This window comes from Paenibacillus sp. FSL K6-1558 (assembly GCF_038002565.1).
Lineage (GTDB): Bacteria > Bacillota > Bacilli > Paenibacillales > Paenibacillaceae > Paenibacillus > Paenibacillus polysaccharolyticus.
Map to the genome: position 1 here is coordinate 4,361,973 of NZ_JBBOCV010000001.1, position 14,233 is coordinate 4,376,205.

The 14,233-nt window shown below is 50.2% G+C and carries 12 protein-coding genes; 6 read left to right on the forward strand and 6 right to left on the reverse strand.

The genetic code is table 11. From position 1 onward, the window contains the following. Nucleotides 1-83: 83 nt before the first annotated feature. The 4 genes from MHI38_RS18990 to MHI38_RS19005 all read left to right on the forward strand — a co-directional run bounded on the left by MHI38_RS18990 (nucleotide 84) and on the right by MHI38_RS19005 (nucleotide 4,419). Nucleotides 84-716: an NAD(P)-dependent oxidoreductase gene (locus MHI38_RS18990; RefSeq protein ID WP_090918666.1), complete on the forward strand. Its 633-nt coding sequence runs from the start codon at nucleotides 84-86 to the stop codon at nucleotides 714-716. A gap of 249 nt (nucleotides 717-965) precedes the next feature. Further along, nucleotides 966-2,714, forward strand: a complete 1,749-nt coding sequence (locus MHI38_RS18995) for an NAD(P)H-hydrate dehydratase (protein WP_154891391.1) — start codon at nucleotides 966-968, stop codon at nucleotides 2,712-2,714. 512 nt (nucleotides 2,715-3,226) lie between these two features. Then, the gene (locus tag MHI38_RS19000; protein ID WP_090921784.1) at nucleotides 3,227-3,544 is read left to right on the forward strand and encodes a transposase; all 318 of its coding nucleotides are present in this window, start codon (nucleotides 3,227-3,229) and stop codon (nucleotides 3,542-3,544) included. A gap of 11 nt (nucleotides 3,545-3,555) precedes the next feature. Further along, on the forward strand, nucleotides 3,556-4,419 hold the full coding sequence (locus MHI38_RS19005; protein WP_341181302.1) for an IS3 family transposase: 864 nt from the start codon (nucleotides 3,556-3,558) through the stop codon (nucleotides 4,417-4,419). A 273-nt stretch (nucleotides 4,420-4,692) separates the two neighbouring features. On the opposite strand, the gene MHI38_RS19010 is transcribed toward MHI38_RS19005, so the two are convergent. The 5 genes from MHI38_RS19010 to MHI38_RS19030 all read right to left on the reverse strand — a co-directional run bounded on the left by MHI38_RS19010 (nucleotide 4,693) and on the right by MHI38_RS19030 (nucleotide 10,431). Further along, nucleotides 4,693-6,345: a methyl-accepting chemotaxis protein gene (locus MHI38_RS19010; protein ID WP_336121256.1), complete on the reverse strand. Its 1,653-nt coding sequence runs from the start codon at nucleotides 6,343-6,345 to the stop codon at nucleotides 4,693-4,695. A gap of 24 nt (nucleotides 6,346-6,369) precedes the next feature. After that, a complete protein-coding gene (locus MHI38_RS19015) occupies nucleotides 6,370-7,377 on the reverse strand; it encodes a BMP family lipoprotein (protein ID WP_336121255.1) in 1,008 nt (335 codons plus the stop codon). Between the two features lie 355 nt (nucleotides 7,378-7,732). Further along, on the reverse strand, nucleotides 7,733-9,343 hold the full coding sequence (locus MHI38_RS19020; RefSeq protein ID WP_341181526.1) for a gamma-glutamyltransferase family protein: 1,611 nt from the start codon (nucleotides 9,341-9,343) through the stop codon (nucleotides 7,733-7,735). Next, nucleotides 9,340-9,465: a hypothetical protein gene (locus MHI38_RS19025; RefSeq protein WP_341181527.1), complete on the reverse strand. Its 126-nt coding sequence runs from the start codon at nucleotides 9,463-9,465 to the stop codon at nucleotides 9,340-9,342. Before MHI38_RS19025 ends, MHI38_RS19020 begins: the two co-directional genes overlap by 4 nt. A 66-nt stretch (nucleotides 9,466-9,531) precedes the next feature. Next, nucleotides 9,532-10,431, reverse strand: a complete 900-nt coding sequence (locus MHI38_RS19030; RefSeq protein ID WP_341181528.1) for an SDR family oxidoreductase — start codon at nucleotides 10,429-10,431, stop codon at nucleotides 9,532-9,534. Nucleotides 10,432-10,591: 160 nt separating this feature from the next. Between MHI38_RS19030 and fosB the strand changes: the two genes are divergently transcribed. Both fosB and MHI38_RS19040 read left to right on the forward strand, forming a co-directional pair. Beyond that, nucleotides 10,592-11,011, forward strand: a complete 420-nt coding sequence (fosB, locus tag MHI38_RS19035) for a metallothiol transferase FosB (RefSeq protein ID WP_154891386.1) — start codon at nucleotides 10,592-10,594, stop codon at nucleotides 11,009-11,011. 139 nt (nucleotides 11,012-11,150) lie between these two features. Continuing rightward, nucleotides 11,151-12,962, forward strand: coding sequence for a S9 family peptidase (locus MHI38_RS19040; protein ID WP_341181529.1), 1,812 nt, complete (start codon nucleotides 11,151-11,153; stop codon nucleotides 12,960-12,962). 236 nt (nucleotides 12,963-13,198) lie between these two features. Here the strand turns inward: MHI38_RS19040 and MHI38_RS19045 are convergent, their stop codons facing one another. Continuing rightward, entirely contained in the window at nucleotides 13,199-14,233 is a 1,035-nt protein-coding gene (locus MHI38_RS19045; protein WP_154891384.1) for a phosphotransferase, read from the reverse strand.

Genomic DNA, 14,233 nt, shown 5'->3' on the forward strand with positions numbered 1-14,233 from the left:
TAAGGTATATAACAACAGGATTAAGTATTAAAATAACGGTACAGCTTATTTAGATGACATCGATAGAAAAGAGGGATTCAGATATGAAAGTAACTATTTTTGGAGCGACAGGAGCGATTGGTAAGACGATTTTGTGGGAATTGATGGATCGTGGTCATGAAGTGACAGCAGTCGTACGTGATCCGTCCAAGGTGGAGATGGTGCATGAGCGCTTGCGTGTGGAGCAGGGAGATGTGCTTAACCCGGATCAGGTTGCAGATTTTGCAGCGGGACAAGAAGCGGTAGTGAGTGCTTACGGGCCGAAGTTTGGCGAAGAAGAGGAACTGCTGGAGGTAACGCGTTCACTGATCGAAGGCGTGCGCCGTGCGAATGCCGGGCGTCTGGTTGTTGTAGGCGGAGCAGGTAGTCTGATGACCGATTCAGGTGAAATGCTGATGAATACCCCTGGATTCCCGGAGGAAATCAAACCTCTTGCGCAGGCTCATGCGGATGCTTATGGGCTTTTGGAAGAATCCAACATTCACTGGACGTATATGAGTCCGGCAGCAACGATTACGACAGGGCGGAGAACAGGTCAATTCCGGATTGGCATGACTCGTGTCATTACAGATGATCTGGGCGAAAGCAGCATTTCTGTAGGTGATTTTGCCGCAGCTTTGGTGGACGAACTGGATGATCCGCAATTTGTTCAAGCGCGGTTTACGGTGGGGTACTAACTGAGGATAGATAAGCAAATGGGATAATTATAGATGTGACAGATAAGCCCTTGGCGCAAACCACGAGTGAGTGGAGAACCAATGAGACATGAATGGGTTGAAAACTCATAAGGCACGAATGGTCGGAAAACGAGTAACACACGATAGATTGGGAAACTAATGGCAATGGAAAACTTATGAGAATGGAATACCCATGAGTGTGATGCTCTAAGCAGTGTTATTCATAACACGACCGGGGAGGGATGAGTGTTGTTTATCGTAACCGCTGATCAGATGCGGGCTGTGGACGAGTATACGATTCAGCAGCTTGGTATTCCTGCGGCCAGTCTGATGGAGAATGCAGGCAGAGCTATCGCCGAGGAAGTTATCAAGCTGTGCCGGGAATGGCAAGAGGATGGCAGTCGGGGTGATCGTGGCTGGGGTGAAGGCAGTCATGCTGAAAGTGATGAAGCACGGCACAGAAACATTGGTGAAGGTGGGGGTGGCTGGCCTGATCGCGGCCAGCGAAAAGAGGCGTTACGGGCACATACCGGGCCCGGCGACCGCGTAGGTTACGGGGGTGACATCATCGCCGATCCGGCGCTGGTGATGGCGCATCCCGGTGATCAGCATTGGTACATGCTGATCGGCAAGGGCAACAATGGCGGCGACGGGCTGGTTGCGGCGCGCCATTTGGTTGAAGCGGGGCTGGGCGTGACGTTAGTCTACGCCGATGCCCCGGAGGCACTGCGGGGCGAAGCCGCAGTGCAACGGGATGCCGCCGCGAAGCTCGGCATCCCTGCCATTGTCCACGGGCGCGAAGCCGTGGACTTTAGCCGGTGCACAGGCATCGTCGATGCGCTACTGGGCACCGGCTCGCGTGGTGCGCCGCGCGGAGCATACGCGGCGCTGATTCGCGCGGCGAACGACAGCGGTAAGCCAGTCGTATCCGCCGATGTGCCAAGCGGGCTGGACGCCGACACCGGTGAGGTGTACGAGCCGTGCATTGAAGCCCGGGTGACGGTATGCCTTGCGCTGCTTAAGCGTGGTCTGGTACAGTACCCGGGCGCTTCTGCCGCGGGGCGCATCGTTGTGCGCGCCATCGGCATTCCCGCGCGCCTTGCGCCAGAGCATGGCCCCTCGGTCCGTTTGCTAACGGACGAGGTGCTGCGGGGTGCGCTGCGCGTGGACACAGGCCGTCGCCGGGCACCGGACGGCCATAAGGGCACCTACGGCCATGTATTGCTGGCCGCAGGAAGCATGCCGATGAGCGGCGCTGGCCTGCTCTCGGCCAAAGCCGCGCTACGCGCAGGTTGCGGGCTCGCCACATGGGCGCTGCCCGCGGCACTGTTGCCGCATGTCATCGGCAACGTGCCTGAGCTGATGCTCGCCGCTGCAGCCGATGGCGCCAGCGGCGAATGGAACGCGGCTTCCGCCGCAGCGGTGCTGCGCCTTGCGGAGAGCCGCGACGTGCTTGCGACCGGCCCGGGCCTTGGTCGCTTCGAAGGCGACACCGACTGGCTGCGCCGTCTGTGGCAACAGACGGATCGTCCGCTCGTCATCGACGCGGACGCCCTCAACATGCTGGCAGATGCAGGCCCAGATGGGCCACGCACCTGGGGCCAGCGCAGTGCGGCGACCATACTGACGCCGCACCCTGGCGAGATGGGCCGACTGCTGCGCATGTCGACCCCCGAAGTGCAGCGTGACCGAATTGGACACGCTGCACGGTACGCCCGCGAGCAGGGCGTGACCCTTGTGCTCAAAGGAGCACGAACGGTCATCGCAACGCCTTCCGGCGAGGCGTACATCAACACCACCGGCCACGCCGGCATGGCAACAGGCGGTGCCGGTGACGTGTTGACCGGCATCATCGCCGGTCTGCTTGCTCAAGGGCTAGGCGCGGAACAAGCCGCCGCGTTCGGTGTATACCTGCACGGACAGGCTGCCGAACGGGCAGCATTGCGGCGAGGCGATCCATCCTCCTTGCTGGCAGGAGATATTATCGATGCACTGTAGAGGTGTGTTCAATCCAGCGTGCAGGATCATACGGAAGCGATAATGTTTAAATACCTATCACATGAAAGTATAAACATATGAAAAAGGAGCCCGCCATCATCTCGAGGGGCTCCTTTCTCATATAAAGTGAATTTATAAATAAAAAACAATCTATATCGTTTTTTATTGAAAGCACCGAACCACCCATTTGGAAACATTGTTACAGTATCTACCCAACTCATCTACCCACCCATTGCACATTCATCAGCCCAACTTGATTAACCTGACCATCGCACATTCTATCGTTCCAACTCACTAACATGACCTACTGCCTATTCAAGTGTTGACGGAACAACGTTTCTTAGTGCCGATCTGCATTCTTTTTCGGGGTGAACATTTCTAACGATCATGAGAAACCTTATTGGGCACGTATTCACCCGTTTTATTTTCTAACGATCTCAGTGGAGCTAGAATAAAAAGTGGACACCCGTTAACGGACGGAAGGATAATAAGGCTAACGGAGGTGTGTCCACATGGGAGAACAACGGCAACGATACAATGAAGAATTCAAGAAACAAACGGTAAAATTTATTCAAGAACAGACCAAGACACTCGGAGACTTGGCAGAAGAACTCAACATTCCAAAAAGTACATTACACCAGTGGATGGGCAAGTATCGTGAACTTAAACATGAGCCCGTAGCTAGCGTAGATCGAGTGAAAGAACTGGAAGCAGAGCTTAAAGAAATGCGCCGGTTACTTCAAGAGAAAGAGCATACGCTTGCGGACACGCAAGAGGAACTGGCTATTGTAAAAAAAGCAGTGCACATCTTCAGCAAACCAAAGAATTAAGATTTCAGTTTGTGGAAGACCATCGCTCCCTGTTTTCTTTGGAGAAGATGTGCACTCTGTTACACGTGTCACGGAGCGGATATTACAAGTGGCGGATGGATCTAACCAGTAAGCAACAGCGCCGGAGAACTGAAATCATGAAGCGTATTCGGTTTCATTTCTACGACCACCAGAAGCGGTGTGGGAGTCCGAAAATTACGTATGCGCTCCATCTGGAAGGATACAAAATTTCTTCCCGTACCGTCAGTATATACATGCGTCAAATGAATCTTCGTTCCGTGCACAGTCCTCGGTATCGTGTCCAGACCACGGATTCTAACCATCATCATCCCATTGCACCCAATACGCTGAACCAGCAATTTCAAACGTCCAAACCGAACACTGCATGGGTCACCGATATCACCTACATTCCCTGCCGTGGAGGCCGGTTATATCTCGCCAGTGTTCTGGATTTGTGTACGCGTGAGATTGTGGGCTGGCGCCTGTACAACCATATGGAAACGAGCTTGGTGTTAGATGCATTGAAAGATGCTTACCAGGCCAAACGCCCCGCTCCAGGATTGCTCCATCACTCGGATCGTGGCTCACAGTACACGTCAAAAGAATACGTGGAGCAACTGAAATCGTATGGTATGGAGCTCAGTATGAGCCGCCGAGGAAACTGTTACGATAACGCATGTATCGAGTCTTGGCACAGTATTTTGAAGAAGGAACTCATTTACTGTAACCCTCGTTTTAAGAATCCAGAAGAGGCGTATAACGCCATTTACCAGTACATTGAGTTCTATTACAACCGCAAGCGAATGCATGGTGCGCTAGGTTATCTTTCCCCTACTCGTTTTGCGAAGAAGTTTACGGACAAATCCGTCGCGTAAGTGTCTACTTTCTTGACATTGGTCCACAGGGAACCTTATTTCAATCATTTATTATAAAAAGGAGACATTTCCCTCCACTTTGGCCCAAATAAGCTCTCTGGGGATCGTTAGAATTTCAAACGACTCAGAATCATGCAAATAAGCTCATCTGAGATCGTTAGGATAAAATTTAATTTTCACTCACTTTTCGCTCACATAATCCTCATACTCCGCGTGCATACTGCAGCTTCATTGATTACTTTACTACAGGTACACACATCTCGTGGACTCCTCTTACAGACGGAAACGCTGGAGTTCCTGATGCATCTCAGCACTGATATCACGAAGTGACTTGACCTTGATACTGGCTTCGGAGAAAGAACGTTGTTGTTCTGCGGTGGAAGCAGTGATTTCTTCACTGCTGGCTGCAGATTGCTCGGTGATGGCACTGATGTTTTCAATCGCCTGTTGCACCTGTGAACTAAGTTTGTTGGATTGTGACATGTCCTCTGCAAGCTGCTGAATGCCTTCGCTGATGCGCTCCACACTCTCGCGAATCGCCGAGAAGGATTGTTGAGTCTGACCGGTGGCGTGCTCCTGTTCCCCAAAGAGTTGCATGCTTTGCACCACGGAACTTTTTACTTTTTCCATTGAGGCTGTAATCTCGTTAACGGCGGCATAGATATGTTTGACCGATTGAGCAGACTGTTCCGCCAGTTTGTTCACTTCACCTGCCACAACAGCGAATCCGCGTCCGGCTTCCCCGGCACGTGCAGCTTCAATGGAAGCGTTCAGGGAGAGCATGGTGGTTTGTTTGGCAATCTCGGATACATATCCCGTCATCGTTGTAATGCGAGCCGCGCTCTCTTCCAGCTCCAGCACGGTCTGTTCCACTTCGGACATGGCATGGCGATTTACTTCGGCGAGTCGCAACTGTTCTTCAATCGCCTTGTTTCCCTCTTCCACTGTGGTTAGAACATCGCGTCCATCCTTGGCAGATTGGGCAGTGGCCTCCAGATTATGATTAAAGGTAGACTGCATCTTGTCTACGACCATAACCGTTTCGCTAAGATCTTCCGCAATTTTTTGACTGCCAACGGAGAGCTCTTCTGTGGTACGTGACACCTGCTGTACGATGGCTTGCACCGTATCATTACCGCGATCAATATCCTGAGCCATCTGATCGACTCGTTGCCCCGCCGTGTCAATGGATTGGATGATTCCGCGAATATTATTCGTCATTTGCCCAAAAGAACGGCTCAGATCATCCAGTTCATCTTTCCCCCGAGGTTCCGGTAGCGTTTGGGACAGGTCACCACTGGCGATATGCCCGGCAGCATCCTTGATCAGACGAATACGTTTGGCTATCTGACGTGAAGTATACATGTTAAACAGCATGACCGCGATGAACAAAAGGGCAGCCCCGCCAAGGGCAATCTGCCATGTCTGCTGGATGCCACTTTCCAGATCGAGCGTATATTGAGTGTAGCGCTCCCGCGTTATCTCATTCAGTGAGTAAATGTCATTTTGTATGCCTCGAACCCGTGCACTGTAACGTTTGGCCTCTGCACTGTCCATATTGCTCATTGCTTGGGTTGCACCTTGATCCAGTGCTTGCAGCTTCGTTTGAACCGTTTGGATGAGCTGCAGCTCCTGATCCGTTTCTAACAAGCCACCCGTGAGTTCCTTAATCATGGCTTGGCCTTCTTTTAAAAGAAGCATTACAGCTTCCTGATTGCCGGCAGTCATCGAGAAGGAATAGACATCCAGTGCCTGCTGGGTCTGAATCTGGTTGGAGTTCAGCTCGCTTACCTTGAGCATCGCAGGTACCAGATTTTGATTTTTTGCATTCATACTAAGCAGTTCCATAATAATATAAGCGACCAGCGCAAGGCATAGAAGCAGTGAGATCAGAGCATTGACAATAAGTTTTCCCTGTAGTTTCATATGCGAGCCTCCTCGAATCTTGGGTTATGGATTCACTGTGATTTTGGTTTGACCCGAAGAAATTTTGGCTTTCAGATCATCGAAAATCCGCTGTTGTTCATCACTCAGCGTGATGTTATGCAGTGCAGTTAAGCCTACAGCATTCTCGGCGAGACCCTCTACGATTTCCTTTTTCGGGAAGGTATGTTTGTTCTCGATAAAAGACTTCACGGCGTTGTAAATGGAGACATCTACATTTTTCAGCATAGATGTAAGAATTGCTTTTTCCGCCAAAAAGAATTGATCCGTATCAACACCAATGGCGTATTTGCCGAGGGATTGAATCTCATTCAGTGCGCCGACACCGGTAAGACCAGCGGCTACATAAATCACGTCAGCACCTTTCTCCTGAATCATTTGCTCCGCAAGCTGCTTACCCAGATCGGCATTTCCAAAATCACCGGCATACACAATATCTACAACGGCTTCCGGATTAACAGCCAGCACACCCTGTTTGAAACCTTGTTCAAAATTTTTGAGTACGGGAATTTCCATTCCGCCCAAGAAACCGACATGTTTCTCCTTGGAAGCCATGCCTGCAATTACACCTGCCAGATAGCTGCCTTCCTCTGCACGAAATGAAATGGAAGCGATGTTAGGCAGCTCAGACGTACTATCGATCAGAAGGAATTGCTGGTCAGGATATTTGGCAGCGACCTTTTCCATATCTGCTTTTACGGTATCGCTGAGTCCAATAATAAGATCAAATTTGTCTTTGGAAAATTCCTCAAACGAAGCTTCTGCAGTTAACTCCTTGCTTGGTTCACGATAGTCAAAAACAATGCTTTTCTCGTCTCTCGCCTTGACCAGTCCGTTAAAAGCCGCATCATTAAAAGATCGGTCTCCCAGACCGACCTCTGTAAGTACAATTCCCACTCTGGTCTTTACGTCAGTGGTTGCTGTTTTAGAGCCGGTTGAACAAGCAGCTAACATGATCAGTGTCAGGGCCAGAAGCATGGTGAGCCCTAAACGGATGAACATCGTTGTTTTCATGTGAAATGCCCTCATTTCTGTAAGTTTCTTATGTAATAATTCTGGAAATATACTGGAAGATGGATGAACCCCAATCATCTATGCAACGAGTTTTTCCCTTTATCTATATCGGTGAAAAAATCCGTTTTTTTACGATCTCTAATGAAAATTTACAGAAATATAAATCTATTTCATGAATTATACATAGTTTTTACAATTATGTTGTTTAATCATTCTTATAAGAACTTATGAGTTGGCATCGTGATGCCGTAAAAAAACAAAAAAAGCAAAGTAGAGCGAGAATCCTACTCTGCTCTGCTTTGCTTTACATTGCCTTGCCTTGCTCAACCTTTACATTCATCACGTTATGGATTTCCTACCACGCCGCAATCGAGCCGTCCGTCCGACTTTCCGTTCCGCCGCATAACACACCTGTGTCCGGGTTGCGCCAGATGATCTGCCCCCGTCCGAATTGGGACGAATCGAGCTCTGTTTGGATATTATGTCCTCTGCGAGCCAGCGCTTGGGCAACGTGAGAAGGGAAGCCTTGCTCGACCAGTATCGTTTTGTCTTTAATCCACTGCCAGCGAGGTGAATCGAGAGCGGCTTGCGGATTCAGATGATGATCAATCGTATTCATAATGACCTGCACATGACCCTGAGGTTGCATGAAACCGCCCATGACCCCGAATGGTCCGACCGCTTCACTGCCTTGGGTGAGGAATCCGGGGATAATCGTATGATACGTGCGTTTACCCGGCTCCAGTGCATTCGCATGTTGCGGGTCCAGCGAGAAGTTATGTCCGCGGTTCTGGAGTGCAATGCCTGTACCTGGCACAACCAGCCCTGAACCAAAGCCCATATAGTTACTCTGGATAAAAGAAACCATATTACCTTGGCCGTCTGCCGCAGCCAGATAAACGGTTCCGCTTCCGCGTGGATCGCCTGCCTCGGGCGCACGTGCGGTATCGCCAATCAGCTTGCGCCGTTCTGCCGCGTAGGCTTCGGACAGCAAATCCTCCACGGATACGCCCATTTTTCGTTCTTCCGTAATGTATTTTTCTCCATCGGCAAAAGCCAGTTTCATCGCTTCCAGCTGCCGGTGATAACTGAGGACGGATTCCTTCTCGGCGAAGTCGAATCCCTTCAGTAGATTGAGTGCGGATAGGGCAATGAGTCCTTGCCCGTTCGGCGGAATCTCCCATACATCATAACCCCGGTAGGAAACGGAGATCGGATCAACCCATTCCGGCTGAAAAGCCTTCAGGTCATCTCGTGTCAGGTAACCGCCGTGTTCTGCCATAAAAGCATGAATGCGTTCCGACAGTTCTCCTTCGTAAAAGTCTCGCGCTTCGCTCTCGCCAATCCGGCGCAACGTAGCCGCATGGCCCGGCGAGCGCCACATTTCCCCCGCCGCGGGTGCACGCCCGTCAGGGGCAAATGTCTCAAACCACGCACGCCCTGCTTCCGCATCGCCCTGGCGTGCATAGATCTCGGCTGCCCGTGCCCAGTGGCGGGCCAGCCCCGGCGCAAGCGGATAACCTTCCTCCGCATAGCGGATGGCCGGTTCCAGCACTTGCGCCAGCGTGAGCCGTCCAAACCGACGGCTCAGCTCCGCCCAACCCGCCGGTGCGCCAGGCACCGTCACCGGCACAACCCCCAGCTTCGGCATCTCCGTATAACCTGCCGCCTGTAGCGCCTCAATCGAAATGCTCTGAGGCGCAGGTCCACTGGCATTCAGGCCATGCAGCTTGCCCTCCGTCCACACGAGGGCAAAAGCATCGCCACCAATGCCATTGGAGGTCGGCTCCAGCACGGTGAGTGCTGCCGCTGTGGCGATGGCGGCATCAATCGCATTGCCGCCTTGTTTCAACACATCCAGACCAGCCTGTGCAGCAAGTGGCTGCGACGTAGCCACCATGCCTTGCTTGGCGTATACCGGCACACGGTACGAGGAATAAGGTTGGTAGAGGGGATCAAAGTTCATTCGTCAATCAGCTCCTTGTCACGAGATGTCAGATTCCGTTGGTTAACCGGAGTGTAGCTTCTAACCCTTTTCGCAACCGACAAGCCAATCTCCTGCCAAAACATCCAAATCCAACCTGACATCATGGGGCAAGAACATAGAATATAAGCAAAGCCGTTTGAATGTACATATACTCATGCCAGTAGCCCTTACGTTGTCACCATATCGCCGCCATTGACATGGATACATTCGCCCGTGACATAGGAGGAATCGCGTGAAGCCAAATAGACATAGGCTGCAGCTAGCTCGTAAGGTTGACCTGCTCGGCCCATAGGTGTATCGGTGCCGAACACCTGCACATCTTCAGCCGAGAAGCTGGCTGGAATAAGCGGAGTCCAGATGGGCCCCGGAGCCACGGCGTTTACACGAATGCCTTTGTCAGCCAGCGATTGGGAGAGTACACGGGTGAGGGAGACGACAGCGCCTTTGGTCGATGAATAATCGATTAGCCGCACGTCACCTTTGTAGGCCGTAATGGAGGCAGTGTTGATGATGGACGCTCCTTGGCACAGATGGGGAAGGGCAGCCTGGATCAGGAAGAAATACGAGAACACATTCGTTTGAAACGTATGATAGAGTTGCTCCTCGGTGATGTCGACAATACTCTGCTGTACATACTGCACGGCGTGGTTGTTGACCAGTATATCGATTTTCCCGAACGTTTCGATGGTCTTGCGAATGACCGCTTCGCAGTTTGGTTTTAGCCGCAGGTCTGTTTCGATGAGCAGACAGCGCTGACCCAGCTCCACGATCCGATCTCGTGTCCATTCCGCGTCGGTTCGTTCATATAGATAAGCGATGACAACGTCTGCACCTTCTTTGGCAAAAGCAATCGCCGCCGCTCGCCCGATGCCGCTATCGCCGCCCGTAATAATCGCAACCTTGCCTTGGAGCTTGCAGCTGCCAATATAAGCAGGATCTTCACTGATCGGTTCGGGCACCATCAGCGATTCCAGACCGGGCTGCTGATCCTGATGCTGGGGCGGAAAAGCTAACTTCTGTGGTTTGCATACCGTCTTCTCACCGTAAAATGGATAGACAGGGTTCATGGTTTGTATATCCTCCTCGAACGTTCCTTGATAAGCCTACCCTATGCATTCATCCCGAAAAAGATGCAGTTTGGCCGTGCTATAAGCTTGTGTTCTACCGAAAATATATACCATAATAAGGGAGTAACCCTTTAAATTTGATGGAGGTGTCAGGAGCCCTATGAACATTCAGGGAATTAATCATTTGTGCTTTTCCGTATCGAATCTGGAGCGATCTATTACGTTCTTTGAGCAGGCTCTCGGTGCCCGAATTCAGGTGAAAGGACGCAAACTGGCCTACTTCGAACTGGCGAGCCTCTGGATTGCTTTGAATCAGGAGGATGTGCTTCGGAATTATACGGAACGAACCTATACCCATATTGCATTTACGGTAAAAGAAGAAGAGTTTGACGCATCCGTGGAGCAACTGCGAGCTGCAGGAGCCGATATTATTCCAGGAAGAGCGAGAGATGAGCGGGATGGGAGATCGGTTTATTTTACAGACCCGGACGGGCATCTATTTGAACTACATACAGGCAGCTTGAAGAAGCGGTTGGACTATTATCGTGAGGCTAAACCGCATATGACCTTTTATTCATGAGGTATGCACAAATAAAAAATAAATGGAATTAAAGCTCACATATCTATTGTGAAAACAATGGAATAAACGATAAACTGGACAAATGGAACCTTAATTTACCAATGTTAAATTCATGGGTTTAATCTTAAGGAGGTTTGTCATGATTCAGTTTCCGGAACCGGATGTAGAGCAGTATTTCCAGACGTATCGTATTTCGCATTTTGCCGTATCAGCGGATGAGAAAAAGTTGTATATGGATAGCAACCTGAATGGTCAGCCGAATATCTGGGCGATGGACTTGCCGGGAGGGTATCCGTATCCACTGACGTATTTGAACCAAAGCAGTCAATTTATTAAAGCTGATCCGCAAGGGCGTCATCTTCTTACCGCTTTTGATCGAGATGGGAACGAAAACTATCACCTCTATGCGTTGCCACCGGAGGGGGGAGTTCCGCTTCCGATTGTCCCAGCTGATCCGAATGACCGCTGTTATTATGCTCATTTATCTGAGGACGGAAAACGGTTATATTATAACACCAGTTCAGGCAATCCTAATTATATGAATGCACGCCTTCGTGACCTGGAGACTGGGGAAGACAAGCTTTTGTATCAGGGAGAAGAGGTAACCAGCAGCCTGATTGCGGTAAGTCCCAATGAAGAAGCCTATGTTATTTTGAAAATGTACTCCAATACGTATCAGACTGCTCATCTGCACCGGAACGGGGAATCTCATGCCATAGTACCGGTTACGGAGCGGCAGAGTCAGGTTCCATATGTTCTATTTGCAGGTAATGACCGTTTGTTGCTGATTACCAACGATAATTCGGCATATGCCTATGTAGCTGAGTATGTCATAGATACGGGAGAATTCCGTGCGTTGTGTCATATTGAGGGTGAAGATGTAGATGAAATCCGCTGGCATGAGGCAACTGAAACGTTATATATCTGGACACTGACCGGGCCGGAGTATCACATGTATGCGCTGGAAAAAGGTGCTGGAAAACCTCGCCGCATGGACATGCCACTCGATACGATTGAACAGGTGAACGTGACTAAATCCGGTAACGTGTATATTCTCGGACGTGGTGCTGTGCAGCCGCATAATATCTATCGACTTGTTGCAGATAGTGAGTCCTGGGAGCCGTTAACGGCCAATCGAGTAACAGGTCTGAACCCGGATGATCTCGTATATCCAGATGTCGTGCGATACCATTCCTATGACGGGCTGGAGATTGAAGCATTGCTGTTCAAAGCGAAGCCGGAGCAGGCGAACGGATACAGTGTATTCTGGCCACATGGCGGGCCACAGGCATCGGAAGCCAAGTTTTTCCGTCCGATGTTTCAGTTGTTGCTTGCACAAGGGTACAATATCTTCGCTCCGAACTTCCGGGGTAGCACGGGATATGGTGCTGAATTCGTGAAGATGGTTAATCGGGATTGGGGCAAAGGACCGAGACTGGACTGTGTTGCAGGCATTGGGTGGTTGTTTGATCAGGGGATTAGCTCGCCAGAGCGTTTATTTGTGATAGGCGGTAGTTATGGAGGTTACATGACGCTGCTACTTGCAGGTCGTCATCCAGAGCTGTTCCGTGCAGCAGTTGATATCTTTGGCCCAAGCAATCTGTTTACTTTTCTGGAATCTGTACCGGAGGATTGGAAGCCAATGATGGACAGATGGCTAGGTGATCCGGTACGTGACCGTGAACGCTTAACCAAAGATTCCCCGATTACGTATCTGGATCAGATGGTAAACCCGATGCTAGTCATTCAAGGGGCTAACGATCCAAGGGTGGTCAAGGCTGAATCCGACCAGATCGTAGCCGCACTGCAGGAAAAAGGTGTAGACGTGGAGTACATTGTATTGGATGATGAGGGCCATGGTTTCTCCAGAAAAACAAATGAAATATTAGTTTATCGTAAAATGGTAGAGTTTTTACAAAAGCATCAAGAGACTCCTGTTGCACAAGTTTAATTTGAATCATTTGATCACCATAGACTTCAGTGGATCATTCGTATGAGGGTGACAAGAGGTAGCTCATACAGACATGGAGTCTACTATAGAGCAACAAATAATAGCCAGTGATCCTTGTGATCACTGGCTATTTTTGTTTCAAGTCAATCACATGAAGTTGTTATTTATATATCATCTGGTAGTCACGGATTCCTTTAGCACCTACAAGCCGCATGCTTGTCTTACAATCAGAACGTTCAGTCCAGCAAAGAGAGTACCTTCTCGATATACCGCTCTGCCCACGGAGCAAAAGGTAGATCAGCTTCCCAGGTCACTTGTCCGGTCGCCTTCGCCTCACCCCACCATAGAATACGTTGATACAATAGGTGAATCAGAAGGCGTGAACGAAAATGTTTACATTTTTCCACATCGTCTGCACAGACCTTTTCCCGGTAAGAATGAAGAAATCTCGCAGCCAGATCAGGCCGGTCTGCCCGGAGGTATCTCGCAGTCATTTTCGTCAGATCGGCTGTGCCATCGCCGAAATAAGCAGTCGTAAAATCAAATAATCCACTGATTCTCCAAGAGGATGCAGGCGGATCTGTTTTTTGGATAAGAAAGTTCTCAACTTTAAAATCTCCCATGACAAATTCATGAACCGTCGAGACTAAAAAAGCAGATTCGGACTGTCTCAATTGCTCATCCACCCAGCATACATCATCGTCAGTAATCACGGAGTACTTCTCCGCATCATGTAACCAGTGGCGGATGCTTCCGTACAGCCAGTCCAGATACGAGCCGGCAAAAGGCATGATTTTGTCTGCCACAGGATCGTATTCTCCGGCATCCGGAACTTTCCAGTGATGCAACTCGGCTAACGTTTCAGCCAGTACATCTGTAATGTCTTTATGATCTTGTGAAGTTAGAGTCGCTTGGAAAACAGGATCATATAGATGGTTTCCAGGCAACTTGGGCATGATTACGTAACTCCAGCCCAGTAGCTGCGTGTCCTCCTGAATCCGATAGGGAACAGGCACAGGAATGGTAGTGCGCGCCGCCAGTTGCTCCACGAAGAATTGCTCTTCTTGAAACTGTCCGTTGTACAACGGATTGCCCTTCAGAATAAACTCGCCTAGCGTAGTTTGAACGAGCAGGGTTTGCCCCATCACCCCTTCAGCTGTCCGGTGAAAATGGACTAATTCCCCGAGATTGAAATGATCAAGTGCCCGTTGCAGATCGGGCTCCGAGACATGACCGAGACTATTGGAAGCAAAGTAGATGCGAGTCGTCAT

Excerpts from the sequence above, each read along its gene's own strand:
- MHI38_RS18990 (WP_090918666.1), top strand. The coding sequence starts at position 84 with ATGAAAGTAACTATTTTTGGAGCGACAGGAGCGATTGGTAAGACGATT.
- MHI38_RS19000 (WP_090921784.1), top strand. The coding sequence starts at position 3,227 with ATGGGAGAACAACGGCAACGATACAATGAAGAATTCAAGAAACAAACG.
- MHI38_RS19010 (WP_336121256.1), bottom strand. The coding sequence starts at position 6,345 with ATGAAACTACAGGGAAAACTTATTGTCAATGCTCTGATCTCACTGCTT.
- MHI38_RS19015 (WP_336121255.1), bottom strand. The coding sequence starts at position 7,377 with ATGAAAACAACGATGTTCATCCGTTTAGGGCTCACCATGCTTCTGGCC.
- MHI38_RS19020 (WP_341181526.1), bottom strand. The coding sequence starts at position 9,343 with ATGAACTTTGATCCCCTCTACCAACCTTATTCCTCGTACCGTGTGCCG.
- MHI38_RS19025 (WP_341181527.1), bottom strand. The coding sequence starts at position 9,465 with ATGTCAGGTTGGATTTGGATGTTTTGGCAGGAGATTGGCTTGTCGGTT.
- MHI38_RS19030 (WP_341181528.1), bottom strand. The coding sequence starts at position 10,431 with ATGAACCCTGTCTATCCATTTTACGGTGAGAAGACGGTATGCAAACCA.
- fosB (WP_154891386.1), top strand. The coding sequence starts at position 10,592 with ATGAACATTCAGGGAATTAATCATTTGTGCTTTTCCGTATCGAATCTG.
- MHI38_RS19040 (WP_341181529.1), top strand. The coding sequence starts at position 11,151 with ATGATTCAGTTTCCGGAACCGGATGTAGAGCAGTATTTCCAGACGTAT.
- MHI38_RS19045 (WP_154891384.1), bottom strand. The coding sequence starts at position 14,233 with ATGACGACTCGCATCTACTTTGCTTCCAATAGTCTCGGTCATGTCTCG.